This is a genomic window from Streptomyces sp. NPDC088707 (assembly GCF_044752725.1).
Taxonomy (GTDB): Bacteria; Actinomycetota; Actinomycetes; order Streptomycetales; family Streptomycetaceae; genus Streptomyces.
In genome coordinates this window covers 127,214-152,986 of sequence record NZ_JBIVLV010000013.1, presented here as the reverse complement: position 1 = coordinate 152,986, position 25,773 = coordinate 127,214, and the positions used below count along the sequence as shown (strand labels likewise).

18 protein-coding genes are annotated in these 25,773 nt (G+C 70.1%); 12 read left to right on the top strand and 6 right to left on the bottom strand.

Going from position 1 to position 25,773, the window contains the following annotated elements:
- Positions 1-23 precede the first annotated feature (23 nt).
- Together ACIP84_RS32595 and acnA are read left to right on the top strand one after the other, a co-directional pair.
- Entirely contained in the window at positions 24-1,022 is a 999-nt protein-coding gene (locus tag ACIP84_RS32595; RefSeq protein WP_401802813.1) for a LacI family DNA-binding transcriptional regulator, read from the top strand.
- 267 nt (positions 1,023-1,289) lie between these two features.
- Positions 1,290-4,007, top strand: a complete 2,718-nt coding sequence (gene acnA, locus ACIP84_RS32590; RefSeq protein WP_355959829.1) for an aconitate hydratase AcnA — start codon at positions 1,290-1,292, stop codon at positions 4,005-4,007.
- A gap of 82 nt (positions 4,008-4,089) precedes the next feature.
- Here the strand turns inward: acnA and ACIP84_RS32585 are convergent, their stop codons facing one another.
- Positions 4,090-5,055, bottom strand: a complete 966-nt coding sequence (locus ACIP84_RS32585; RefSeq protein WP_355959832.1) for a VCBS repeat-containing protein — start codon at positions 5,053-5,055, stop codon at positions 4,090-4,092.
- 528 nt (positions 5,056-5,583) lie between these two features.
- Between ACIP84_RS32585 and ngcE the strand changes: the two genes are divergently transcribed.
- The 10 genes from ngcE (at position 5,584) to ACIP84_RS32535 (ending at position 19,009) form a co-directional block, all read left to right on the top strand.
- The gene (gene ngcE / locus ACIP84_RS32580; RefSeq protein WP_401802809.1) at positions 5,584-7,029 is read left to right on the top strand and encodes an N-acetylglucosamine/diacetylchitobiose ABC transporter substrate-binding protein; all 1,446 of its coding nucleotides are present in this window, start codon (positions 5,584-5,586) and stop codon (positions 7,027-7,029) included.
- 100 nt (positions 7,030-7,129) lie between these two features.
- Positions 7,130-8,059 (top strand): carbohydrate ABC transporter permease, encoded by a 930-nt coding sequence (locus ACIP84_RS32575; RefSeq protein ID WP_209497352.1) that lies wholly within the window; start codon positions 7,130-7,132, stop codon positions 8,057-8,059.
- Positions 8,059-8,997: a carbohydrate ABC transporter permease gene (locus ACIP84_RS32570; protein ID WP_401802806.1), complete on the top strand. Its 939-nt coding sequence runs from the start codon at positions 8,059-8,061 to the stop codon at positions 8,995-8,997. The genes ACIP84_RS32575 and ACIP84_RS32570 overlap by 1 nt, the downstream gene beginning before the upstream one ends.
- 162 nt (positions 8,998-9,159) lie before the next feature.
- Positions 9,160-10,371 carry an ROK family transcriptional regulator gene (locus tag ACIP84_RS32565; RefSeq protein ID WP_355959842.1) on the top strand — a complete coding sequence of 404 codons (1,212 nt, stop codon included), beginning with the start codon at positions 9,160-9,162 and terminating at the stop codon, positions 10,369-10,371.
- Positions 10,372-10,492: 121 nt separating this feature from the next.
- Positions 10,493-11,557: a substrate-binding domain-containing protein gene (locus ACIP84_RS32560; protein WP_355959844.1), complete on the top strand. Its 1,065-nt coding sequence runs from the start codon at positions 10,493-10,495 to the stop codon at positions 11,555-11,557.
- 325 nt (positions 11,558-11,882) lie between these two features.
- Entirely contained in the window at positions 11,883-12,677 is a 795-nt protein-coding gene (locus ACIP84_RS32555) for an ATP-binding cassette domain-containing protein (RefSeq protein WP_030322939.1), read from the top strand.
- A complete protein-coding gene (locus ACIP84_RS32550; RefSeq protein ID WP_401802803.1) occupies positions 12,674-13,993 on the top strand; it encodes a sugar ABC transporter permease in 1,320 nt (439 codons plus the stop codon). The genes ACIP84_RS32555 and ACIP84_RS32550 overlap by 4 nt, the downstream gene beginning before the upstream one ends.
- A 254-nt stretch (positions 13,994-14,247) precedes the next feature.
- On the top strand, positions 14,248-16,167 hold the full coding sequence (dxs, locus tag ACIP84_RS32545; protein WP_355959850.1) for a 1-deoxy-D-xylulose-5-phosphate synthase: 1,920 nt from the start codon (positions 14,248-14,250) through the stop codon (positions 16,165-16,167).
- A 122-nt stretch (positions 16,168-16,289) separates the two neighbouring features.
- Positions 16,290-17,804, top strand: coding sequence for an amino acid permease (locus tag ACIP84_RS32540; protein ID WP_355959852.1), 1,515 nt, complete (start codon positions 16,290-16,292; stop codon positions 17,802-17,804).
- Between the two features lie 110 nt (positions 17,805-17,914).
- Entirely contained in the window at positions 17,915-19,009 is a 1,095-nt protein-coding gene (locus ACIP84_RS32535; protein WP_355959854.1) for a hypothetical protein, read from the top strand.
- Between the two features lie 140 nt (positions 19,010-19,149).
- Here ACIP84_RS32535 and ACIP84_RS32530 read toward each other — a convergent pair whose 3' ends face one another.
- The 5 genes from ACIP84_RS32530 to ACIP84_RS32510 all read right to left on the bottom strand — a co-directional run bounded on the left by ACIP84_RS32530 (position 19,150) and on the right by ACIP84_RS32510 (position 25,702).
- Positions 19,150-21,288, bottom strand: a complete 2,139-nt coding sequence (locus tag ACIP84_RS32530) for a 3-hydroxyacyl-CoA dehydrogenase NAD-binding domain-containing protein (RefSeq protein WP_401802799.1) — start codon at positions 21,286-21,288, stop codon at positions 19,150-19,152.
- Positions 21,285-22,499 carry an acetyl-CoA C-acyltransferase gene (locus tag ACIP84_RS32525; protein ID WP_355959860.1) on the bottom strand — a complete coding sequence of 405 codons (1,215 nt, stop codon included), beginning with the start codon at positions 22,497-22,499 and terminating at the stop codon, positions 21,285-21,287. The genes ACIP84_RS32530 and ACIP84_RS32525 overlap by 4 nt, the downstream gene beginning before the upstream one ends.
- Positions 22,500-22,706: 207 nt before the next feature.
- Positions 22,707-23,990 (bottom strand): ribonuclease D, encoded by a 1,284-nt coding sequence (locus tag ACIP84_RS32520; protein ID WP_355959862.1) that lies wholly within the window; start codon positions 23,988-23,990, stop codon positions 22,707-22,709.
- Between the two features lie 82 nt (positions 23,991-24,072).
- On the bottom strand, positions 24,073-24,738 hold the full coding sequence (locus ACIP84_RS32515) for a response regulator transcription factor (protein ID WP_015037008.1): 666 nt from the start codon (positions 24,736-24,738) through the stop codon (positions 24,073-24,075).
- A gap of 262 nt (positions 24,739-25,000) precedes the next feature.
- Entirely contained in the window at positions 25,001-25,702 is a 702-nt protein-coding gene (locus tag ACIP84_RS32510; RefSeq protein ID WP_355959865.1) for a DUF3000 domain-containing protein, read from the bottom strand.
- Between the last annotated feature and the right edge of the window lie 71 nt (positions 25,703-25,773).

Genomic DNA, 25,773 nt, shown 5'->3' with positions numbered 1-25,773 from the left:
GCGAAATCCGTACGATGGCGCGCATGTCAGGGCCCACCCTCACCGACATCGCCCGCGCCGCGGAGGTGTCCACCGCCACCGTGTCCCACGCCCTCAACGGCACGGGCCGGCTCGGTGAGTCCACCCGGCGGCGGGTCCGCGAGGTGGCGGCGGCCCTCGGCTACGGCTCGCGCCGGACGCCCCTCACCCGGACCGGGACGCTCGGCCTCGCCGTCACCACCTACGCGGGCGCGCCCTGGAACTACCTGGAGGTCCCCTACTTCTCCCGGCTGCTGACCGCCGCCGCGGCCACCGCGCACTCCCTCGGCTACGCGCTGACGGTCCTGCCCGCGGCGCGCGGCGGCGAGACCCTGTGGCACACCCTGACCGTCGACGGCATGCTCCTGCTCGACAGCCCCGAGGACGACCGGGTGCTGCGCGCCCTGCGGGCCCGGGACATCCCGGTGGTCTTCGACGGCCGGCCCACCGACCCGCACCCCGGCGACGTCTGGGTCGACAACGACCACGCCGCGACCACCCGCGAGGTCCTCGACCACCTGGCGGCCGCCGGTGCGCGCCGGATCGCCCTGCACGCCGGGTACGGCCGCGAGTACTACACCGGCGCCGTGACCCGGGCGTACGAGGAATGGTGCCGGGAGCGCGGCCGGGAGCCGTCGGTGATCACCTTCGACCCGGCGGACGCGCCCGGCCACGCCTTCGACCGGGCGTTCTCCGACCGGTCCTGCGACGCGGTCCACTCCCTGTACGACCCCGGCGGCCGGCAGGTCCTGGCCGCGGCGGCCCGCCACGGTCTGCGGATCCCCGACGACCTCCTCCTCGTCTGCGCCAGCGAGGATCCGGCGTACGCCGAGACCGGCCCGCCGGTGACCACGGTGACGCTGCGGCCCGAGACCATCGCGGAGACGGCGATCACGACGCTGGTGGCCCGGCTCGACCCGGCCCTGCCGGCCCCCGCGCCGGGCGGTCTCACGGTCCCGGCCCGGCTGTGTCCGCGTGGGTCGAGCCGCCGGGGGAGCCGGTGAGGGCCGCGCCGCCTGCGGGGGCGCCCGCCGCGCTCCGGGGTCGCCCGTGGGGCGGTCGTCAGGATGACGGCCGTCACAGGCATGCCGGGCATGACCGGGCAGCGGGGATGCACTAGAGTTATCTCGACATCGAGATAACTGCTTACGGCGCACCGCGGCCGCCCACCCGGTAAGGCTTGCCTAACTAAGCCTTACCTTAGCGGATCGGCGAGGGAGTCGTGGCGGCAGCATGGCGGTAATACGCGCACATTGATGAAGGAGACTGTCGTGTCGGCGAACAGCTTCGACGCCCGCAGCACGCTGCGCGTGGGCGACGAGTCGTACGAGATCTTCAAGCTGGACAAGGTCGAGGGCTCCGCGCGCCTCCCTTACAGCCTGAAGGTCCTCCTGGAGAACCTGCTCCGCACCGAGGACGGCGCGAACATCACCGCCGACCACATCCGGGCCCTCGGCAACTGGGACTCGCAGGCCCAGCCGAGCCAGGAGATCCAGTTCACGCCGGCCCGCGTGATCATGCAGGACTTCACCGGCGTCCCCTGCGTCGTCGACCTCGCCACCATGCGTGAGGCCGTCGCGGCGCTCGGCGGCGACCCGGCGAAGATCAACCCGCTCTCCCCGGCCGAGATGGTCATCGACCACTCCGTCATCGCCGACAAGTTCGGCACGAACTCCGCCTTCGCGGAGAACGTCGAGCTGGAGTACGGCCGCAACAAGGAGCGCTACCAGTTCCTGCGCTGGGGCCAGACCGCCTTCGACGACTTCAAGGTCGTCCCCCCGGGCACCGGCATCGTGCACCAGGTGAACATCGAGCACCTGGCCCGTACGGTCATGGTCCGCAACGGCCAGGCGTACCCCGACACCCTCGTCGGCACCGACTCCCACACCACCATGGTCAACGGCCTCGGTGTGCTCGGCTGGGGCGTCGGCGGCATCGAGGCCGAGGCCGCGATGCTCGGCCAGCCGGTCTCCATGCTCATCCCGCGCGTCGTCGGCTTCAAGCTGACCGGCGAGCTCCCGGCCGGCACCACCGCCACCGACCTGGTCCTCACGATCACCGAGATGCTGCGCAAGCACGGCGTCGTCGGCAAGTTCGTCGAGTTCTACGGTGAGGGCGTCGCCGCCACCTCCCTCGCGAACCGCGCCACCATCGGCAACATGTCGCCGGAGTTCGGCTCCACCGCCGCCGTCTTCCCGATCGACGGCGAGACCCTGAACTACCTCAAGCTGACCGGCCGCTCCGCGCAGCAGGTCGCCCTCGTCGAGGCGTACGCCAAGGAGCAGGGCCTCTGGCTCGACCCGGCCGCCGAGCCCGACTTCTCCGAGAAGCTGGAGCTCGACCTCTCCACGGTCGTCCCCTCCATCGCCGGCCCGAAGCGCCCGCAGGACCGCATCGTCCTCGCGAACGCCGCCGCGCAGTTCGCCCAGGACGTGCGCAACTACGTCGACGAGGTGGACGAGGCGGGCAAGGAGTCCTTCCCGGCCTCCGACGCCCCGGCGAACCACCCCAACGGCGCCCCGTCGAAGCCGGTCCAGGTGACCGCCCCCGACGGCTCGACCTACGAGATCGACCACGGCGCCGTCACCGTCGCCGCGATCACCTCCTGCACCAACACGTCGAACCCCTACGTGATGGTCGCCGCCGCGCTCGTCGCGAAGAAGGCCGTCGAGAAGGGCCTGACCCGCAAGCCGTGGGTCAAGACCACCCTCGCCCCGGGCTCGAAGGTCGTCACCGACTACTTCGACAAGGCGGGTCTCACCCCGTACCTCGACAAGGTCGGATTCAACCTCGTCGGCTACGGCTGCACCACCTGCATCGGCAACTCCGGCCCGCTGCCGGAGGAGGTCTCCAAGGCCGTCAACGAGCACGACCTGGCCGTGACCTCGGTGCTCTCGGGCAACCGCAACTTCGAGGGTCGCATCAACCCCGACGTCAAGATGAACTACCTGGCCTCCCCGCCGCTGGTCGTCGCGTACGCCCTCGCGGGTTCCATGAAGGTGGACATCACCAAGGACGCCCTTGGCGTCGACCAGGACGGCAAGCCCGTCTACCTGGCCGACATCTGGCCGACGGAGGCCGAGGTCAACGACGTCGTCGCCAACGCCATCGGCGAGGACATGTTCAACAAGTCCTACCAGGACGTCTTCGCGGGCGACGCCCAGTGGCAGGCGCTGTCGATCCCGACCGGCAACACCTTCGAGTGGGACACCGAGTCCACCTACGTCCGGAAGCCCCCGTACTTCGAGGGCATGACGATGGAGACCACCCCGGTCACCGACATCGTCGGCGCCCGCGTGCTGGCCAAGCTGGGCGACTCGGTCACCACCGACCACATCTCCCCGGCCGGCGCCATCAAGGCCGACACCCCGGCCGGCAAGTACCTCACCGAGCACGGTGTGGAGCGTCGTGACTTCAACTCCTACGGCTCGCGCCGTGGCAACCACGAGGTCATGATCCGCGGCACCTTCGCCAACATCCGCCTGCGCAACCAGATCGCGCCGGGCACCGAGGGCGGCTTCACCCGCGACTTCACCCAGGCGGACGCGCCGGTGTCGTTCATCTACGACGCCTCGCAGAACTACCAGGCCGCCGGCATCCCGCTGGTCATCCTGGGCGGCAAGGAGTACGGCTCCGGCTCGTCCCGCGACTGGGCCGCCAAGGGCACCGCGCTCCTCGGCGTCAAGGCCGTCATCACCGAGTCGTACGAGCGCATCCACCGCTCGAACCTCATCGGCATGGGCGTCCTGCCGCTCCAGTTCCCGGCCGGCCAGTCGGCCGACTCGCTCGGTCTGACCGGCGAGGAGACCTTCTCCATCGCGGGCGTCACGGAGCTGAACGAGGGCACCACGCCGAGCACGGTCAAGGTCACCACCGACACCGGTGTCGAGTTCGACGCGGTCGTCCGCATCGACACCCCCGGTGAGGCGGACTACTACCGCAACGGCGGCATCATGCAGTACGTGCTCCGCAACCTGATCCGCGGCTGACACCAGCGCCGGATCCGGTAGTACGGGAAAGGGCCCCGCTCCTCGGAAGAGGAGCGGGGCCCTTGCGCTGTGCCCGGGTCGATCAGAACAGGGCGCCGAAGCCGTTCCAGCCCGACGTGCCGATCTTCATGCGGGACGGGAACGGGTTGGACGAGTTGCCCGCGCCCTTGTACAGCCACAGCGCGCCGGCGCTGTCGCGGGCCACGAGGTCTGCACGGCGGTCACCGGTGAGGTCACCGGGGGAGAAGATGTGGTTGTACATGTTCCAGCCGCTGCCGATACGGGTCCGGCTGGTGAAGGGGGAGCGGTAGTTGCCGGTGCCCTTGTAGAGCCACAGGGCACCGCTGCGGTCGCGCGCGACCACGTCGGCGCGGCCGTCGCCGGTCACGTCGCCCTTGCCCGCGATCTGGGTGTACGCGTCCCAGCCGGAGCCGACGCGGTAGCGCTGCGTCAGGGACGCGTTGCCGTTGCCCAGGTAGTGCCAGAGCACACCGGCGCCGTCGCGGGCCAGGATGTCGTCCGGGGCGCCGCCACCGGTGTTGCCGGCCGAGATGACCCGGTTGTAGGCGTTCCAGCCGCCACCGAGGTCGCGGACCGGACCGTCGCTGGCGAAGTGCAGTCGGCCCGAGCGGTTGACGGCGTACCAGCCGTCGGCGTGGTACCAGCCGTCGGCGTCGGGGCGGGCGTCGGTGTCCGCCTGGGTGAAGTTCTTGTATCCCACCCAGTTCCAGCCCTGGCGCCCGGCGATGCGCTGGATGGCGCCGCCGCCGACGGGGGTGTAACCGATGATGTCGCCGTTGGTGTGCCAGCCGTAGAGGTTGTTGAGCGCGGCACCGGAGGCGGCGGTCGCGGAGGCCGCGGAGGCCGACGCGCGGTCCGACTGCGCGGCGGACAGGCGGTCCGCCTTCGGCGCGGTGGGAGCCTTGGTCGCCGGGCCCGGCTCCGCCGCGACCGCGGCGGTCGAGGTGCCGACGAGGGCGGCGGCTATCGCGGCGACCGCGACACGGGACAGGAGGCCCGAGCGGTTCAGGCCAGAAGAGTTGGCCACGTAGTACTCCATAGGGGAGAGGGACAAGTAAATTCCGCCGGGCGCTCGAACGTACGCACGAGGTCGGCGGTCCCCCTATGATCCCTGGTCGCCCTCACAGGATCCTTACTTTTCCGGGGGTCTGTGACACAACTGTTTCGATCCCGACCGTATGTCCGCTTTGCCTGCCGGTGTCCTCGCCACGCCCTCGACCGCCCCCTCAAGGTGCCCCACTACGGGGAGGTCTGAGCCACTGTCAAGGGGATTGGTGGACGAGTGGTTGGACGAAACGCCGCAGATCCAGCGTGCTTATCCCGGAGGTCTCAACTCGGGAAAGATGGCCGTAGAAACCTGCTTTCGATCTTGCTCAGGCGAAGGGAAGTGGACTATACCTGTCGGCGTCCAGCCAGTCGTTTCCATCACACGACGGCCCGACGCCTGCACGACCCGGCTGCAAATGACCGCGGTGGCGGGGCCCTTCGCCTGTGGCGAGTGAGTACGGGCGACCGGTACACCGCCTGAGTCCTGAATGAAGGCGAGGACTTGAGCATGGGATCCACCTCCGCTCAGACCAATGAGGGCCTTGGCCGTCGCGATCTGATCAAGCGTTCTGCCGCGATCGGCCTGATCTCGGTGCCGACCATGGGCTTCCTCTCCGCCTGCGCGAGCAGCAGCGGCGACGGAAACGCAAAGGTCGAGAAGGGGACGAAGTCCGACAAGAACCCGCTCGGGGTGAACGAGTCGGCACCGCTTGATTTCGTCCTCTTCGACGGCGGATTCGGACAGCAGTACGCCAAGGACGCGATCAAGGTCTACGAGACGAATTACCCCAAGGCCAAGGTCAAGTTCACGCCGACCCAGAAGATCACCACGGAGCTCCAGCCGCGCTTCAACGGCGGCAACCCGCCGGACCTCATCGACAACTCCGGCGCCGAGCAGATGGACATGGGCGTCCTCGTCGGCCAGAAGCAGCTGGCCGACCTCACCGCCCTCCTGGACTCGGCCTCCGTCGACGACCCGAACAAGAAGGTCCGCGACACCCTGCGGCCCGGCATCATCGAGATGGGCCAGTTCGACGGCGCCCCCGTCTGGGTCCTCTACTACGCGTACACCGTCTACGGCGTCTGGTACTCGCAGAAGCTGCTCGACTCGCTCGACGCGAAGTACCCGGAGACCTGGGACGAGATGCTGGCCGTCTGCGAGAAGGCCAAGAAGAAGGGCATCGCGGGCTGGACGTACGCGGGCAAGCACCCGTACTACCTCCCCTTCTCGCTCTACCCGATGATCGGCAAGGTCGGCGGCCGCGAGGTCCTGGACGCCATCGACAACCTGGAGCCGAAGGCCTGGGAGCACCCCGCGGTCAAGGCCTGTTTCGAGGCCTACTACGAGCTCGTCCAGAAGGGCTACATCCTCAAGGGCACCCCCGGCCTCGACCACATCCAGTCGCAGACCGCCTGGACCGAGGGCAAGGCGCTGTTCATCCCGAACGGCTCCTGGGTCGAGAACGAGGCGGCGAAGACCATGCCGGCCGACTTCGACCTGGCCGTCTCCGCCCCGAGCGGCATCGACGCCTCCGACAAGATGCCCTTCGGCACCATGTGGGCGTCCGGCGGCGAGCCGTTCATCGTCCCGGCCAAGGCGGCCAACCCCGAGGGCGGCATGGAGCAGCTGCGCATCATGCTCAGCGAGGCCTCGTCCAAGAACTTCACGCAGTCCGTGAAGTCCCTCTCCGCGTTCAACGGCGGCACCGACGGCATCGAGCTGACGCCGGGCCTGAAGTCCGGTGTCGCGGCTCTGGAGAAGGCCGGCCAGAACGTCGTCAACCCGCGCCTCCAGGACTGGTACGTCGCCCTCCAGAAGGAGAAGATCGGTGTCGCGGGCATCGGCGAGATGATGGCCGGCCGCGCCACCCCTGCAGAGACGATCAAGAAGATCCAGAAGTTCGCCGACGAAGCGGCCAAGGACTCCTCGATCAAGCACTACAAGCACCAGTGAGCAGTGCCGGGGCCCCTTCCCGCCGACCGGGAGCGGGCCCCGGCCCCTTCGCGCGCGGCACCCGCGGCGCGCCTCCGCGGGAAGATCGGGGTCGGTAGGAATGCAGCACGGCAAGTACCGTTTCATCGTGGGGTTCCTGGCGGCACCCCTCGCGCTCTACGCGCTCTTCGTCATCTGGCCGTTCATCCAGTCCATCTACTACTCGCTCACGGACTGGAGCGGGCTGAGCCCTGAATTCGGGTTCGTCGGATTCGACAACTACAGCAGAATGCTGGACGACGAGATCTTCTGGAAATCGCTCCAGCACAGTCTGACCCTCGCGGTGGTGCTGCCGCTCGTGACCGTCGGACTCGCGCTGTTCTTCGCTTTCATGCTCAATGTCGGCGGTCGGCGCCGTCGCGGAGCGGCCATCGCCGGTGTGCGCGGATCAGCCTTCTACAAGATCGTGTACTTCTTCCCGCAGGTGCTGTCGATCGCCATCGTCGCGCTGCTCTTCCAGTTCGCCTACAACCCGAATAGCGGAGCGATCAATTCCGCTCTGAAGCTCGTGGGCCTCGGCAGTATTCAGCCGGACTGGCTGGGAGATCCGAAACTCGCCCTCATCTGCGTGATGGCCGTTCTCGTCTGGTCCACGGTCGGCTTCTTCGTCGTCCTCTTCTCGGCCGGCATGGCGTCCATTCCGAGGGACTTCTACGAGGCGGCGCTGCTCGACGGCGCCAACCGCTTCACGACCTTCTTCAAGATCACCCTGCCGCTGCTCTGGGACACCGTGCAGTCCGGCTGGATCTACATGGGCATCCTCGCGCTCGGCGCGGAGTCCTTCGCCGTCGTCCAGATCATGACCGTCGGCCCCAACGGCGGCGGGCCCGACTACTCCACCGTCGTCCTTCCGCTGTACGTGTACCAGAAGGCGTTCCGGGACGGTCAGGCCGCCTATGCAACGACCATCGGTGTCGCGCTCCTTCTCGTCACCCTGGCCTTCGCGGCCGTCGTGATGAAGCTGGGCCGGCGCGAGCGGCTGGAGTTCTGATGAAGACGACCGACACTGCCACCCCCGGCGTCGAGACCCCGGGCCCCTCGGGGGGCTCGGGACCGGTGGTCACCAAGACGGTGGCGCACACGCCCCGCAAGGAGTCCAAGAGCGAGGGCGCGGTCCTCAACGTCTTCTCGCACGGCGTCCTGATCATCTGGGCGATCATGGTCGTCACGCCGCTGCTCTGGGCGGTCATGACCTCCTTCAAGACCGACCGGGCGATCTTCACCTCACCGTGGTCGCTGCCCGACACCCTGCACTTCGAGAACTGGTCGCGCGCCTGGTCCCAGGCACACATGAGCGACTACTTCATGAACACGATCGTGGTCGTCGGCGGTTCGCTCATCGGCACGCTGCTCCTCGGCTCGATGGCGGCCTACGTGCTGGCCCGCTTCGACTTCCCCGGGAACCGCTTCATCTACTTCCTCTTCATCGGAGGGATGAGCTTCCCGATCATCCTGGCGCTGGTGCCGCTCTTCTACGTGATGCAGAACATGGCCCTGCTCAACACCCCGCACGGCCTGATCCTCGTCTACATCGCGTACTCGCTGCCCTTCACCGTCTTCTTCCTCACGGCCTTCTTCCGGACGCTGCCGACCTCGGTGGCGGAAGCGGCCTTCGTGGACGGCGCGTCGCACACCAGGACCTTCTTCCAGGTGATGCTGCCGATGGCGAAGCCGGGCCTGATCAGCGTCGGCATCTTCAACTTCCTCGGCCAGTGGAACCAGTACCTGCTGCCCACGGTGCTCAACACCGAGCAGGACCAGAAGGTGCTCTCCCAGGGCCTGGTCCAGCTCGCCACGAGCCAGGGCTACAAGGGCGACTGGTCAGGCCTTTTCGCCGGTCTGGTGATGGCGATGCTGCCGGTGCTCGCCGCGTACATCATCTTCCAGCGGCAGGTGGTGGCCGGCCTGACCGCCGGCGCCGTGAAGTAACCCCGATCCCGCGGTCCCCAGGGCCCCCGGCGCACCCGCGCCGGGGGCCCTGGACGTCGTGTGACACAGACCCTCCGCCACTCAAGGTCTTGACGGGGAGCAAGCCGAAAGCGTCCCCTTAGAGTTCACATGTTGGAGAAAACGGTGGGAGTGAGTGAGTCGATGGAGACTCCGGGGTCGCAGACGTCTCTGCACAGGGCCAATCTCGAACGGGTCGTCCGGGCGGTGCGCATGGCCGGCTCGCTCACCCAGGCGGAGATCGCCCGGGCGACGGGACTGTCCGCCGCGACGGTCTCCAACATCGTCCGGGAGCTGAAGGACGGCGGCACCGTCGACGTCACGCCGACCTCGGCGGGCGGCCGCCGGGCCCGCAGCGTCTCGCTCTCCGGCGACGCCGGCATCGTGATCGGCGTGGACTTCGGCCACACCCACCTCCGGGTCGCCGTCGGCAACCTCGCCCACCAGGTGCTCGCCGAGGAGGCGGAGCCGCTCGACGTGGACGCCTCCGCGGCCGAGGGCTTCGACCGGGCGGAGCAGCTGGTCAACCGGCTGATCGAGGCCACCGGGATCGGCCGGGACAAGGTCATCGGCGTCGGGCTCGGCGTACCCGGCCCCATAGACGTCTCCTCCGGGACCCTCGGGTCGACCTCGATCCTGCCGGGCTGGAGCGGGATCAACCCCGCGGAGGAGCTCTCCGGTCGCCTCGGCGTCCCCGTGCACGTCGACAACGACGCCAACCTCGGCGCGCTCGGCGAGCTGGTCTGGGGCAGCGGGCGGGGCGTCAAGGACCTGGCGTACATCAAGGTGGCGAGCGGCGTCGGCGCCGGCCTCGTCATCGACGGGCGGGTCTACCGGGGCCCCGGCGGCACCGCGGGCGAGATCGGGCACATCACGCTCGACGAGTCGGGCCCTGTCTGCCGCTGCGGCAACCGCGGCTGCCTGGAGACCTTCACGGCCGCCCGGTACGTGCTGCCGCTGCTCCAGCCCGGCCACGGCCCCGACCTGACCATGGAACGGGTCGTCCAGCTGGCCCGCGAGGGCGACCCCGGCTGCCGCCGTGTGATCGCCGACGTGGGGCGGCACATCGGCAGCGGCATCGCCAACCTCTGCAATCTCCTGAACCCGAGCCGGGTGGTGCTCGGCGGCGACCTGGCGGAGGCCGGGGAGCTGGTCCTGGCGCCCATCAGGGACTCCGTGTCCCGGTACGCGATCCCCAGCGCCGCCCGGCAGCTCTCGCTGGCTCAGGGGGCCCTGGGAGGCCGCGCGGAGGTGCTCGGCGCACTGGCCCTCGTGCTGAGCGAAATGGGCGATTCGACCCTGTTGGAGAGTGCCCTGCCGGCGGCCGCTCCGGCCTCACGCCTTGCGTTCACTTAGATAACGAACACCACCGTTGTCATCTCGTTAAGAATTTACTTCTTGACGGCACCCGTGCGGCCGAGTTGACTTCGGGACACCTCGGCCGCAACGTCGCGGCCTCGTCAGGGAGGCAACCCCAATGAACGCAGTGACGCGTCGCGCCGTCATAGCCACGGCCGCGGTGTCGATGGCCCTCTCGCTCGCCGCCTGTGGCCAGGCCGGCGGCGACGACAGCGGTGACAAGGGCAGCTCGACCAAGATCGGCCTGCTCCTTCCCGAGAACAAGACCTCGCGCTACGAGGCCCTCGACAAGCCCCAGTTCGAGAAGGCCGTCAAGGCCGCGTGCGGCGACTGCGAGGTCGTGTACAACAACGCGGTCTCCGACGTCGTCAAGCAGAAGCAGCAGTTCGACCAGCTGATCGCCGACGGCATCAAGGTCATCGCGCTCGACCCGGTCGACGCCACCAAGGCCGAGGGCTGGGTCACCGAGGCCAAGGCCAAGGGCGTCAAGGTCGTCGCGTACGACCGCGCCGTCAAGGGTGCCGACGCCTACGTCAGCCACGACAACAACAAGGTCGGCGAGCTCCAGGGCCAGGCGCTCCTCGCCGCCCTCGGCGCGAAGGCCGCCTCCGCCAACGTCGTGATGATCAACGGCGACGAGAAGGACCCGAACGCCGGTCTCTTCAAGAAGGGCGCCCACACCGCCCTCGACGGCAAGGTCGGCAAGATCGCCTACGAGGCCTCCGGCGAGTGGGACCCGAAGGTCGCCGGCGAGAAGATGTCCGCCGCGATCTCCTCGGTCGGCAAGGACAAGATCGGCGCGGTCTACTCGGCCAACGACGGCATGGCCGGCGGCATCGTCACCTCCCTCGAGAACGCCGGCATCAAGGGCATTCCGGTGGGCGGCCAGGACGCCGAGGTCGCGGGCATCCAGCGCATCATCGCCGGTTCGCAGACCTTCACCATCTACAAGTCGCCGCTCCAGCTGGCCCCCGAGGCCGCCAAGTTCGCGGTGAACCTGCTCCAGGGCAAGGAGCTCGGCGCCCAGGGTGCGACCGACGGCGTGCCGTCGACGCTGTTCCCGCCGGTCGTCGTCGACAAGACCAACATCCAGACCACGGTGATCAAGGACGGCATCTACAAGGCCGCCGACCTCTGCACCTCGGACCTGGCCGCCAAGTGCACGGAGCTGGGCATCAAGTAAGCCCTGAGCCGAGCCCGCCGAGCCCCCCAGAGGGCTCGGCGACACGGATCCCGACACCGGCCCGCGTACAGAGGCTGAAGCCCCGGACACGGGGTGAGGAGCCCGCCGAGGGTGAAACCCCCGCCAGGGGGTGGATCCCCGGCCGGAGGGCGACTCCCCCGCCGTCCGACCGGAGCCCGTCGACCCGATCCGTCCCCCTGCCCGTCCGGCCCCCGGCCGACCCAGACCCCGCTGTCGGTCCGGGGGCCGGACGAGCTCAGCCCCCCTCGAACTTTGGCGCTGCACCGGCGGCGCGACATGCCGCCGCCCGCGGGCGGCGAAGGAGTTGGTTCACGTGTCCCAGACGCAGGCGCCCGTGCTGGCGTTGCGCGGGATCTTCAAGCGGTTCGGAGCGGTTCAGGTCCTCTCCGGTGTCGATCTCGAAGTCCACGCAGGAGAGGTCGTCGCGCTCGTCGGCGACAACGGAGCGGGCAAGTCCACGCTGGTCAAGACGATCGCCGGTGTCCACCCGATCGACGAGGGCGTCATCGAGTGGGAGGGCGAGCAGGTCGAGATCCAGCGCCCGCACGACTCCCAGAACCTCGGTGTCGCGACCGTCTACCAGGACCTCGCGCTCTGCGACAACCTCGACGTCGTCGCCAACCTGTTCCTCGGCCGCGAGATCAAGAAGGGCGGCGTCCTCGACGAGGTCGCCATGGAGAAGCGGGCCAAGGACCTGCTCTCCACGCTCTCGATCCGCATCCCCAGCGTCCGCATCCCCGTCGCCGCGCTCTCCGGCGGTCAGCGCCAGGTCGTCGCCATCGCGCGCGCCCTGGTCGGCGACCCCAAGATCGTGATCCTCGACGAGCCGACCGCCGCCCTCGGCGTCGAGCAGACCGCCCAGGTCCTCGACCTGGTCGAGCGGCTGCGCGAGCAGGGCCTCGGCGTCATCCTCATCAGCCACAACATGGCCGACGTGAAGGCCGTCGCCGACACCGTCGCCGTACTGCGCCTGGGCCGCAACAACGGCACCTTCCCGGTCGCCACCACCACGCACGAAGAGATCATCGCCGCGATCACCGGTGCCACGGACAACGCCGTGACCCGCCGTCAGGCCCGCAACGCGGAGGTAGCGAAGTGAGCAACACCCCTCCCACCGCGAGCGAAGAGGCAGCGGTGCCCGAGCCCCGTACCACCGACGAGACGGCCCCGGTGACCGAGGCCCCCGCCGCCGCCGCGATCCCCGCCGTCGACCCCCGCCTGCTCGTGCGCGAGCAGGGCTTCAAGGGGTACGTCGAGGAGTTCAAGCGCAAGATCCGCTCCGGTGAGATCGGCTCGCTGCCCGTCGTCGTCGGCCTGATCGTCATCGGCATCGTCTTCCAGGCGCTCACCGGCAACTTCATCACCTCGTACAACCTCGACCAGATCACGCTGTACGCGGTCGGCCCCGGCATCATGGCCGTCGGCATCGTCTTCGTGCTGCTGCTCGGCGAGATCGACCTCGCCGTCGGCTCCGTGGCGGGTCTGGCCGGCTCGGTCTGGGGCGTCCTCGGCACGGACATGCCGGACGGCCTCGCGATCCTCCTCGGCATCCTCTCCGGCACCCTGCTCGGCGCCTTCCACGGTCTGGTCTTCGCCAAGATCGGCGTGCCCGCCTTCGTCGTCACCCTCGCGGGCTTCCTCGGCTGGGCCGGTCTCCAGACCTGGGTGATGGGCGACAAGTCCACCATCCCCACCCCGATCGGCAGCTTCGTCGCCGACCTCACCAAGTACTACTTCTCCGACGTCGCCGCCGCCTACGGCCTCGCCGTGGCCGTCGTCGCCGCCTTCTACCTCGCCCAGCTGCGCGACTCCCGCCGCCGCAAGGCCGCCGAGCTCCCGCACCGCCCGCAGAGCGAGATCATCCTGCGCACCGCCGTCCTCGCGGTCCTGGTCCTCGTCGCCGCGTACGGCTTCAACCAGGAGCAGGGCCTGCCGCTCTCCCTGGTGATCTTCCTGGTCATCCTGCTCGTCACCGACTTCGTGCTGCGCCGCACCACGTACGGCCGCCAGGTCTTCGCCGTCGGCGGTGGCATCGAGGCCGCCCGCCGCGCCGGTATCAACGTCTCCTGGATCCGGATCTCGGTGTTCATGATCTCCGGCACCATGGGCGCGATCGGCGGTCTGTTCCTCGCCTCCGCCACCGGCGGCGCCGACCGCTCCCTCGGCGGCGGCAACCAGCTGATGATGTGCATCGCCGCCGCGGTCATCGGCGGTACGTCCCTGTTCGGCGGACGCGGCAAGGTCTGGTCGGCGCTCCTCGGCATCCTGGTGATCCAGTCGATCGTCCAGGGCCTCAACCAGATGAACCTGTCCTCGAACGCGATCCAGTACATGATCACCGGAGCGGTCCTGCTCATCGCCGTGATCATCGACTCGGTCTCCCGCAAGACGCAGAAGACGGCGGGACGCGCCTAGGGACCCCGCCCCGCGCGCGTAACGCTCGCCACACCGCCCGGCGCCGTGAAACCGGCGCCGGGCACTGCTGCGTCCGGAGCAGTACCCCGACCCGCGGGGAGCCCTACGGATCAGCGTCCAAAGCCGTACAGATCAGCGACATGTAGGCCGTGAGGGTGACGCGTCACCCCCCGGCCCGATGCCCACGATCCAAGACGGAACATTAGACTCGACAAATCGGCAAGCTCGACCAGCTCAAACGCAAGGAGGCACGGGTGGCTCTGCTGACCCGTATCAGGGGACCGCGAGATCTGGACCGGCTCTCCCCGGAACAGCTGGATCAGCTGGCCGACGAGATCAGGACGTTCCTCGTGGACGCCGTCTCCAAGACCGGCGGGCACCTCGGGCCCAACCTCGGCGTGGTCGAGCTGACCATCGCCCTGCACCGCGTGTTCGACTCCCCGAAGGACAAGGTCCTCTGGGACACCGGCCACCAGAGCTACGTCCACAAGCTGCTCACGGGCCGCCAGGACTTCTCGAAGCTCAAGATGAAGGGCGGCCTCTCCGGCTACCCCTCGCAGGCCGAGTCCGAGCACGACGTCATCGAGAACTCGCACGCCTCCACGGTCCTCGGCTGGGCCGACGGCCTCGCCAAGGCCAACGAGGTCCTCAAGAAGGACGACCACGTCGTCGCCGTCATCGGCGACGGGGCCCTCACGGGCGGCATGGCCTGGGAGGCGCTGAACAACATCGCCGCCGCCAAGGACCGCCCGCTCGTCATCGTCGTCAACGACAACGAGCGCTCCTACGCGCCCACCATCGGCGGCCTCGCCAACCACCTGGCGACCCTGCGCACCACCGACGGCTACGAGCGCTTCCTCGCCCGCGGCAAGGACATCCTGGAGCGCACCCCCGTCGTCGGGAAGCCGCTCTACGAGACCCTGCACGGCGCCAAGAAGGGCCTCAAGGACTTCATCGCCCCGCAGGGCATGTTCGAGGACCTCGGCCTCAAGTACGTCGGCCCCATCGACGGCCACGACATCGAGGCCCTGGAGTCCGCCCTGACGCGCGCCAAGCGCTTCGGCGGCCCCGTGATCGTCCACTGCCTCACCGAGAAGGGCCGCGGCTACCAGCCGGCCCTCCAGGACGAGGCCGACCGCTTCCACGCCGTCGGCAAGATCCACCCCGACACCGGCCTGCCCATCTCCTCGTCCGGCGCCGACTGGACCGGTGTCTTCGCCGAGGAGATGGTCGCGCTCGGCAAGGAGCGCGCGGACATCGTCGCCATCACCGCGGCCATGCTCCAGCCCGTCGGTCTCGACAAGTTCGCGAAGGCCTTCCCCGAGCGGGTCTTCGACGTCGGCATCGCCGAGCAGCACGCCGCGGTCTCCGCCGCGGGCCTCGCCACCGGCGGTCTGCACCCGGTCTTCGCGGTCTACGCGACCTTCCTCAACCGCGCCTTCGACCAGGTCCTGATGGACGTGGCCCTGCACAGGTGCGGCGTCACCTTCGTCCTGGACCGGGCCGGCGTCACCGGCACCGACGGCGCCTCCCACAACGGCATGTGGGACATGTCGATCCTCCAGGTCGTCCCCGGCCTGCGGCTCGCCGCCCCGCGCGACGCCGACCAGGTCCGCGCCCAGCTGCGCGAGGCCGTCGAGGTCACCGACGCCCCCACCGTGGTCCGCTTCTCCAAGGGCGCCGTCGGCCCCGCCGTACCCGCCCTGCGCCGCGTCGGCGGCATGGACGTGCTCCGCGAGCCCGGCTCGGACCGGCCGGACGTCCTCCTGGTCTCCGTCGGGGCGCTCGCCCCGATGTGCCTGGAGATCGCCGACCTGCTCGACCGGCAGGGCATCTCCACCACGGTTGTCGACCCCCGTTGGGTCAAGCCCGTCGACGAGGCCCTCGCCCCGCTCGCCGAGCGTCACCGGGTCGTCGTCACGGTCGAGGACAACAGCCGCGTCGGCGGTGTCGGTTCGGCCGTCGCCCAGGCGCTCCGCGACGCCGGGGTGGACGTCCCGCTGCGGGACTTCGGCATCCCGCCGCGCTTCCTGGACCACGCCTCCCGCGGCGAGGTGATGGCCGAGATCGGTCTGACCGCCCCGGACATCGCCCGGCAGGTCACCGGTCTGGTCTCGCGTCTCGACGGCAGGTTCGAGAGCAGCGCGCAGGCCGTGGAGCCCGCCCGCGACTGACGGTCACCGTCACCCCGCGTCATCCAGGGGGCCGATCGGCTCACTCTTCGGAGTGCCGATCGGCCCTTTCGCGTGCATTCTGACCACAGGGCGGGCAGCCCCATGGCAGGGAGGTACGAGGAGTGAGTACGGACCAGCGGCCACGCGCCAACAACGGCATCTTCCGGACCAAGACGGTCGAGCAGTCGATCCGCGACACGGAGGAACCGGAGCACGCACTCAAGAAATCCCTGTCCGCATGGGATCTGATGGTGTTCGGCGTCGGTGTCATCATCGGCACCGGCATCTTCGTCCTGACCGGCAAGGTCGCCAAGGAGAACGCGGGCCCGGCCACCGCCCTCGCCTTCGTCGCGGCGGGCATCGTCTGCGCCCTCGCCGCCCTGTGCTACGCCGAGTTCGCCTCGACGGTGCCGGTGGCGGGATCGGCGTACACCTTCGCGTACGCCTCCATCGGCGAGCTGCCCGCCTGGATCATCGGCTGGGACCTCGTCCTGGAGTTCGCCCTGGGCACGGCGGTGGTCGCCGTCGGCTGGTCGGGCTACGTCCGCTCGCTCATGGACAACATCGACTGGCATCTACCTGCGGCGCTCGAAGGGCCTGACGTGCCGGGCGGCACCTTCGACATCCTGGCCTTCCTCCTCGTCCTGGTGCTGACCGTCGTCCTCGTCCTCGGCATGAAGCTCTCGGCCCGGATCACCGCGCTCGTCGTGGCGATCAAGGTGACCGTGGTGATGATCGTGATCGTCGCCGGACTGTTCTTCATCGTCGGCGACAACTACGACCCCTTCATCCCGCCGGCCGTCACCCCCGAGGGCGGCGGTTCCAACTGGGACGCCCCGCTCGTCCAGCTCCTCTTCGGGTACGAGCCGACCAACTTCGGCGTCATGGGCATCTTCACCGCCGCCTCGGTCGTCTTCTTCGCCTTCATCGGCTTCGACGTGGTGGCCACCGCCGCCGAGGAGACCAAGCTGCCCCAGCGGGACATGCCCCGCGGCATCCTCGGCTCGCTCTTCATCTGCACCGTGCTCTACGTGGCCGTCGCGCTGGTCGTCACCGGGATGCAGCACTACTCGGAGCTGTCCGTGAGCGCCCCGCTCGCCGACGCCTTCAAGGCCGCAGGGCATCCCTTCTACGCGGGCGTCATCAGCTTCGGCGCCGCCGTCGGCCTCACCACGGTCTGTCTGATCCTGCTGCTCGGCCAGACCCGGGTGTTCTTCGCGATGAGCCGCGACGGCCTCCTGCCGCGCTTCTTCTCCAAGACGCACCCGCGCTTCAAGACCCCGTACCGGCCGACCATCCTGCTCGGTGTGATCATCGCCATCGTCGCCGGCTTCACCAGCATCAACGAACTCGCGACCCTGGTGAACATCGGCACCCTCTTCGCCTTCGTCGTCGTCGCGTTCGGCGTCATCGTGCTCCGCCGCACCCGCCCCGACCTGCCGCGCGCCTTCCGCACCCCCTGGGTGCCCGTGCTGCCGATCCTCTCCATCGCCGCCTCGCTCTGGCTGATGCTCAACCTGCCCGGCGAGACCTGGTTCCGGTTCGCGGTCTGGATGGTGATCGGCATCGTCGTGTACTTCCTGTACGGGCGCAGTCACAGCCGGCTCGGGCAGGCGGGCCCGGACGCGAAGTACTGAGCGGGCCGCCGGGCGGTGATACCGAAGGCGCGGAAGGGACCGTCCGGAAGGGCGACTACAGTCGGTTCGTACCCGAACTCCTTCCGACGACCGGAGTGCTGGATCCCCCCATGGCTAATCGTTCCCAGGCCCCCACCGCCGCCTCCCACGGCTCCTCCTCCGCCCCCCTGCTCCAGGGGGCCTGGCTGACCAGAGGGGCGGAGGGCCGGTTCAGCGCCTACCTGCCCAGGGACGGCGAGGTGGTGCGCTGGACCGAGCAGCCCGACGGGAGGTGGAGCGGACCCGACTCGCTGGGCGGCCCCGGCCCCTCCGGCGGACTCACCCCCTTCCTCGCCGTCGGCCAGGGCGCCGACCGCTACGTCCACCTCGTCGGCCTGCGGCCCACGGACAGCGGCGACGACCACGTGGAGCTGGTGCACTGCGTCCAGTTCCAGACCGGCCGCCCCGCGGTGGCCTGGCGCTCGATCGGGCACTCCAACGGCAAGGGGCCGTGGACCGGCAACCCCGCCGTCGCGGTGGACGGCCAGGGCCGCGTGTACGCCTTCATGCGCAACGGCGGCGGCGGACTGAGCGTGCGGGCCCAGAAGGACGCCGGCGGCTGGCACCCCTGGTGGGACCTGATGGGGTCGAAGACCGACCCGTCGCCGGTCGCGGTCACCAACGGCTCCGGCTTCGTCGAGCTGTACAGCTCGCACGCCAAGGGCCTCGTCCGCTACGTACAGCGCGAGTCCGGCGCCCGACCGATCCGCGAGGAGCTGCTCCCGGCGTCGGTGACCATGGGCACCCTGGCGGCCACGACCGGCCCCTCCGGGCACGTCACGCTCTTCTACCTCGACCTGGACGGCCAGGTCCGCGCCTGGTCGCCGGAGCGCTCCCTGGAGCCGACGGTGCTCGGCAAGGCCGTCGGCACCGGACGGCTCGCCGCCACCCGCTGTCTCATCGACGGCTTCGACTGCACGGTCCTCGCCCAGCACTCCGCCGACGGCCGGCTCGCCCTCGCCGCCTACCCGAGCGAGCAGGAGACCGAGGGCATCGAGTGGTCGGAGACCGGGGAGCGGCACGGCGAGCTCGCCGCCGTCCTCACCCGCGGGCTCGACGGGCGCCTGGTCGCGATGGCCCGGGTCGGCGCGGGCGCCCCGATCACCACCCGCCAGAAGGCGTCGGCGGAGGGTCTGCTCCTGGAGGGCTGGCGCTCCATAGGGTGACGCCCCGAGGAGTTCCCGGCGCCCGCCCCGGGAACTCCCGCGGAGCGCGCCCCACGCTCCGGGCAGGTACGCGAACGGCCCCGGCACCTGGAGAAGGTGCCGGGGCCGTTCACGTACGCCCTGGGGCGCGAGGCCGGGTGTTACGCCGGGACGCTCGCCACGCCCTGCGCGAGGAAACGCTTGCCGTTGACGCGCTCGGAGACGCCCTCACGGTCCAGGTACGGCGTGATGCCGCCCAGGTGGAAGGGCCAGCCCGCGCCGGTGATCAGGCAGAGGTCGATGTCCTGCGCCTCGGCGACGACACCCTCCTCCAGCATCAGGCCGATCTCCTGCGCCACCGCGTCCAGGACGCGGTCGCGGACCTGCTCCCCGGTCAGGACGGACTCGCCCTGGACGAGGAGGGCGGCGACCTCCGGGTCGAGCTCCGGCTTGAAGCCGTTCTCGGCGTTGTAGACGTAGAAGCCGCGCTTGCCGGCCTCGACGACGCGCTTGAGGTTCGGCGAGACGGTGAAGCGCTCCGGGAAGGCGCGGTTCAGGGTCTCGGAGACGTGCAGACCGATGGCCGGGCCGACGAGCTCCAGGAGGACCAGCGGCGACATCGGCAGGCCGAGGGGCTCGATCGCCTTCTCGGCGGTCTCGACCGAGGTGCCCTCGTCGATGACGTTCTGGATCTCGCCCATGAAGCGGGTCAGGATGCGGTTCACGACGAACGCCGGGGCGTCCTTGGTGAGGACCGCGGTCTTCTTCAGCTTCTTGGCCACACCGAACGCGGTGGCCAGCGAGGCGTCGTCCGTCTGCTCGCCGCGGACGATCTCCAGGAGCGGGAGGATCGCGACCGGGTTGAAGAAGTGGAAGCCGACCACGCGCTCCGGGTGCTGGAGCTTGGAGGCCATCTCCGACACCGAGAGCGAGGAGGTGTTGGTGGCGAGGATCGCGTGCGCCGGGGCGACCGCCTCGACCTCCGCGAACACCTTCTGCTTGACGGACATCTCCTCGAACACGGCCTCGATGATGAAGTCCGCGTCCGCGAAGCCCTCGGCCTTGTCCAGGACACCGGAGACCAGGCCCTTGAGACGGTTGGCCTTGTCCTGGTTGATGCGGCCCTTGCCGAGCAGCTTCTCGATCTCGGCGTGGACGTAGCCCACACCCTTGTCGACGCGCTCCTGGTCGATGTCGGTCAGGACGACCGGCACCTCGAGGCGGCGCAGGAAGAGCAGGGCGAGCTGGGAGGCCATCAGACCGGCGCCGACGACACCGACCTTGGTGACCGGGCGGGCCAGCGACTTGTCCGGGGCGCCGGCGGGGCGCTTGCCGCGCTTCTGCACCAGGTTGAAGGCGTAGATGCCGGAGCGGAGCTCGCCGCCCATGATCAGGTCCGCGAGGGCCTGGTCCTCGGCGTCGAAGCCCTTCTGCAGGTCGCCGTCCTTGGCGGCCTCGATGATGTCGAGGGCGCGGTAGGCGGCCGGCGCGGCGCCGTGCACCTTGGAGTCGGCGATGGCGCGGCCCTTGGCGACGGCCTGGTCCCAGCCCTCGCCGCGGTCGACCTCGGGGCGCTCGACGGTCACGGAGCCGTTCAGGACACCGGCGGTCCAGATCAGCGACTGCTCCAGGAAGTCGGCGCCCTCGAACAGCGCGTCGGCGATGCCGAGCTCGAAGACCTGCTTGCCCTTGAGCTGACGGTTCTGGTTCAGCGAGTTCTCGATGATGACCGAGACGGCCTTCTCGGCACCGATCAGGTTCGGCAGGATGGCGCAGCCGCCCCAGCCGGGCACCAGACCGAGGAAGACCTCGGGCAGCGAGAAGGCCGGCAGGGCCTTCGACACGGTGCGGTAGGTGCAGTGCAGACCGACCTCGACGCCGCCGCCCATGGCCGCGCCGTTGTAGTACGCGAAGGTCGGGACGGCGAGCGCGGACAGCCGCTTGAAGACGTCGTGGCCGCCCTTGCCGATGGCGAGCGCCTCGTCGTGCTTCTTCAGCAGCTCGACGCCCTTGAGGTCGGCGCCGACGGCGAAGATGAACGGCTTGCCGGTGATGCCGACGCCGGTGATCTCACCGTTCGCGGCCTCGGCCTCGACCTGGTCGATCGCCGTGTTCAGGTTGGCGAGCGACTGCGGGCCGAAGGTGGTCGGCTTGGTGTGGTCGAAGCCGTTGTCCAGCGTGATCAGGGCGAACCGGCCCGCACCCGCGGGCAGTTCGAAGTGCCGTACGTGGGCGCTCGTGACGACCTCGTCGGGGAAGAGCTCCGCGGCGCCCTTCAGAAGCTCGGCGGTGGTGCTCACTTGCCCTCCCAGTGGGGGTTTTCCCAGATGACCGTGGCGCCCATGCCGAAGCCGACGCACATCGTGTTGAGGCCGTAGCGGACCTGCGGGTTCTCCTCGAACTGGCGTGCCAGCTGCGTCATCAGGCGGACGCCGGAGGAGGCGAGCGGGTGACCGTAGGCGATGGCGCCGCCGTACTGGTTGACGCGGGCGTCGTCGTCGGCGATGCCGTAGTGCTCCAGGAAGGCGAGGACCTGGACCGCGAAGGCCTCGTTGATCTCGAAGAGGTCGATGTCCTCGATGGACAGACCGGCCTTCGCGAGGGCCTTCTCGGTCGCCGGGATCGGGCCGTAGCCCATGACCTCGGGCTCGACGCCGGCGAAGGCGTACGAGACGAGGCGCATCTTCACCGGGAGGTCGTGCTCGCGGGCGAAGTCCTCGGAGGCGATGATCGAGGCGGTGGCGCCGTCGTTGAGACCGGCCGCGTTGCCCGCGGTGACGTTGCCGTGGACGCGGAACGGCGTCTTCAGGTTGGCCAGCGACTCCAGGGTGGTGCCCGGGCGCATCGGCTCGTCGGCGGTGACGAGGCCCCAGCCGGTCTCACCGGTGGAGGCGTCGGTACGGCGGACCGAGATCGGCACCAGGTCCTGCTGGATCTTGCCGTCGGCGTACGCCTTGGCGGCCTTCTCCTGCGAGCGCACGGCGTACTCGTCGGCGCGCTGCTTGGTGATGCTCGGGTAGCGGTCGTGCAGGTTCTCGGCGGTCATGCCCATGAAGAGGGCGGACTCGTCGACGAGCTTCTCCGACACGAAGCGCGGGTTCGGGTCGACGCCCTCACCCATGGGGTGGCGGCCCATGTGCTCGACGCCACCGGCGATGACGGCGTCGTACGCGCCGAAGGCGATCGAACCGGCGACACTCGTGACGGCCGTGAGCGCACCGGCGCACATGCGGTCGATGGAGTAGCCCGGCACCGACTGCGGCAGCCCGGCGAGGATGCCCGCCGTGCGGCCGAGGGTCAGACCCTGGTCACCGATCTGCGTGGTCGCGGCGATGGCGACCTCGTCGATCTGCGCGGGGTCGAGGCCGGGGTTGCGGCGCAGCAGCTCCCGGATGGCCTTGACGACGAGATCGTCGGCGCGGGTCTCGTGGTAGATGCCCTTCGGGCCCGCCTTGCCGAACGGGGTGCGGACGCCGTCGACGAAGACGACGTCCCTGACGGTACGAGGCACGATGGCTCTCCTCCAGGGTGCGGGATGGCACTGCTGCGGCACACGCCTAAGCGTGCGCTTGCTTCCCCCATGCTACTTGTGGGTAACCAGGCTGCCCAGCCCCTGGGGCCCAAGCGGCGAAGGTCACACCCCGAAGCCTGCCGGACATGACGGAGCCCCCGGCGCATTTCGGCATGCCGGGGGCTCTCGGATCGGACGGCGCACGGGTCACGCGGTGGCCGTCAGAGCCTTCACCAGGAGCGGGGTCACCAGTTCGACCTGCCAGGGGCGGGCCCCGTGGCCCGCCAGGGCGGCGGCGACGCCGTCCGCGTCGGCCGGGGCCGGCGGCTCCCAGCAGACGCGGCGGACCGTGTCCGGGGTGATCAGGTTCTCCTGCGGCAGGTTCAGTTCCTCCGCGAGGGCCGAGACCGCCGCGCGCGCCGCCGACAGGCGGGCCGCCGCGGCCGGGTCCTTGTCCGCCCAGGCGCGCGGCGGAGGCGGGCCGGCCACCTGCTGGCCCGGCTGGGGCAGCTCGCTCTCGGGCAGGGCGCGGGCGCGGTCGACGGCCGCCTGCCACTGCTCCAGCTGACGGCGGCCCATCCGGTGGCCGTAGCCGGGCAGTGCCATGAGCGCGGTCACGTTCACCGGCACCGCGAGCGCCGCCTCCACGATCGCCGCGTCGCTCAGCACCTTGCCGGGGGAGACGTCCCGCCGCTGGGCGACCTTGTCACGGGCCGTCCACAGCTCCCGTACGACCGCCATCTGGCGACGGCGCCGCACCTTGTGCATGCCGGAGGTGCGCCGCCACGGGTCCTTGCGCGGCGGCGCGGGCGGGGCCGAGGCGATCGCGTCGAACTCCTGGTGCGCCCATTCGAGCTTGCCCTGCCGGTCGAGCTCCTTCTCCAGGGCGTCCCGCAGATCGACGAGGAGCTCCACGTCGAGGGCCGCGTACCGCAGCCAGGGCTCGGGCAGCGGCCTGGTGGACCAGTCCACGGCGGAGTGGCCCTTCTCCAGGGCGTAGCCGAGGACGGACTCGACCATCGCGCCGAGGCCGACGCGCGGGAAGCCCGCGAGCCGCCCGGCGAGCTCGGTGTCGAAGAGCGAGGTGGGCAGCATGCCTATGTCGCGCAGGCACGGCAGGTCCTGGGTCGCGGCGTGCAGGATCCACTCGGTCCCGGCGAGCGCTTCGCCGAGTCCGGAGAGGTCGGGACAGCCCACCGGGTCGACGAGCGCGGTCCCCGCGCCCTCGCGGCGGAGCTGCACGAGATAGGCGCGCTGGCCGTACCGGTAGCCGGAGGCGCGCTCGGCGTCCACGGCGACGGGGCCGCGGCCGGCCGCGAAGGCGGCGATCACCTCGGCGAGGGCGTCCTCGGTCTCGACGACGGGCGGAATCCCCTCGCGGGGCTCCAGCAACGGGATCGGAAGCCCATTCGCAGGGACATCGTCGTCCGGGGGGCCGCCCCCGGTGGTGCGCAGTGCTGTGTCTGCTGCGGTCTCTTGGGCGTCGGTCACCTGTCAAGGGTATCGGTGAACGGCAAGCGCCTGTCGACGGAACGTTCCGTCGACAGGCGCCGGCTTCTTGTCGAGCGCTCCGTCAGTGGATGATCCCCGTCCGCAGGGCCACCGCGACCATGCCGGCGCGGTCGCCGGTGCCCAGCTTGCGGGCGATCCGGGCGAGGTGGCTCTTCACGGTGAGGGCCGAGAGGCCCATGGAGACGCCGATCGCCTTGTTCGACTGGCCCTCCGCGACGAGCCGGAGCACCTCGACCTCACGGCCGGAGAGCTCGCGGTAGCCGCCCGGGTGGCTCGGGGCACCCGGGGGGCGGCGGTGGCCGAGCCGCGCGGCCGCGGCGCCGATGGGGGCGGCGCCGGGTCGGGTCGGGTGGCCGATGTTCGTACGGGTGCCGGTGACGACATAGCCCTTCACGCCGCCCGCCAGGGCGTTGCGCACGGCGCCGATGTCGTCCGCCGCCGAGAGGGCGAGGCCGTTGGGCCAGCCCGCGGCGCGGGTCTCGGACAGCAGGGTCAGGCCGCTGCCGTCGGGCAGGTGGACGTCGGCAACGCAGATGTCGCGCGGGTTGCCGACGCGGGGACGTGCCTCCGCGATGGAAGAAGCCTCGATCACGTCGCGTACTCCGAGGGCCCACAGGTGGCGGGTCACGGTGGAGCGGACGCGCGGGTCGGCCACGACGACCATGGCCGTCGGCTTGTTCGGGCGGTAGGCGACCAGGCTTGCGGGCTGCTCGAGGAGAACGGACACCAGGCCTCCTGGGGGGAAGGGTGCGGGACGGAGCCGGCTCGGGGAAGAAGCCGGGGGCGAACCCGTGCTGTGAAGGGGTCACTGGTTCCTTCGGCAGCTGGGCCGCCCGCCTTTAGGGAAAGATCACGATTTGGTGAGTAACAATTAGGGCAATTCGGACGCGTGATCGATCATCCTACGAGCGGGCCCCCTTCCGTCACCCCTGAGAGGGAGTGCCGGGGCCGTCGTTCGGACACTCCGAAGGTTGGCTTGAACCCACCCCTCAGACCTGCTGCGGCCCCCGCCGCTGGGGCAGCGAGACGATCCCCGCACCCGACACCGTCCCCGCCGCACCCGTCGCCTGATCGGCCGGCGCCGGCGGCAGTCCCGCGATCTGGCAGAGCAGATCGCACCAGGCGGCCAGATGCGCGCCGGTGTCCGGCACCCCGGCCAGACCCTCGCGCGGCGTCCAGGACGCCCGGATCTCGATCTGAGTCGCCGGCCTGCGGTCCGCGAGACCGCCGAAGTAGTGCGAGCCCGCCATCGTGACCGTGCCGCTCGCCTCCCCGTACGCGAGGCCCCGGGCCTCCATGGCCCCGGTCAGCCAGGACCAGCACACCTCGGGCAGCAGCGGATCCGCGGCCATCTCCGGCTCCAGCTCCGCCCGGACGAGCGTCACCAGGCGGAACGTGCCCTTCCAGGCCTCGTGGCCGTCCGGATCGTGCAGCAGCACGAGCCGCCCGTCCGCGAGGTCCTCCTCGCCGTCCACGACGGCCGCCTCCACCGCGTACGCGTACGGGGCGAGGCGCTGCGGGGGCCTCGTCGGGTCGATCTCGATCTCGGGCCGCAACCGCGCCGAGCGCAGCGCCTCCACCGCCCGGCGGAACGCGGGGGGTACCGGGTTCGCCTCCGTACTGTCCGCCGTTTCGTCCGTCCCTCGATCGCCGTCGGAATGATCGGAAAAATGTCCCTGAGCCGCAGCCATGCGGGGAAGAGTAGGCGGAACGGGGCCTCTGTGCAGGGAGGACACCCGGCCCGGACGAGCGGCTTCCCGCC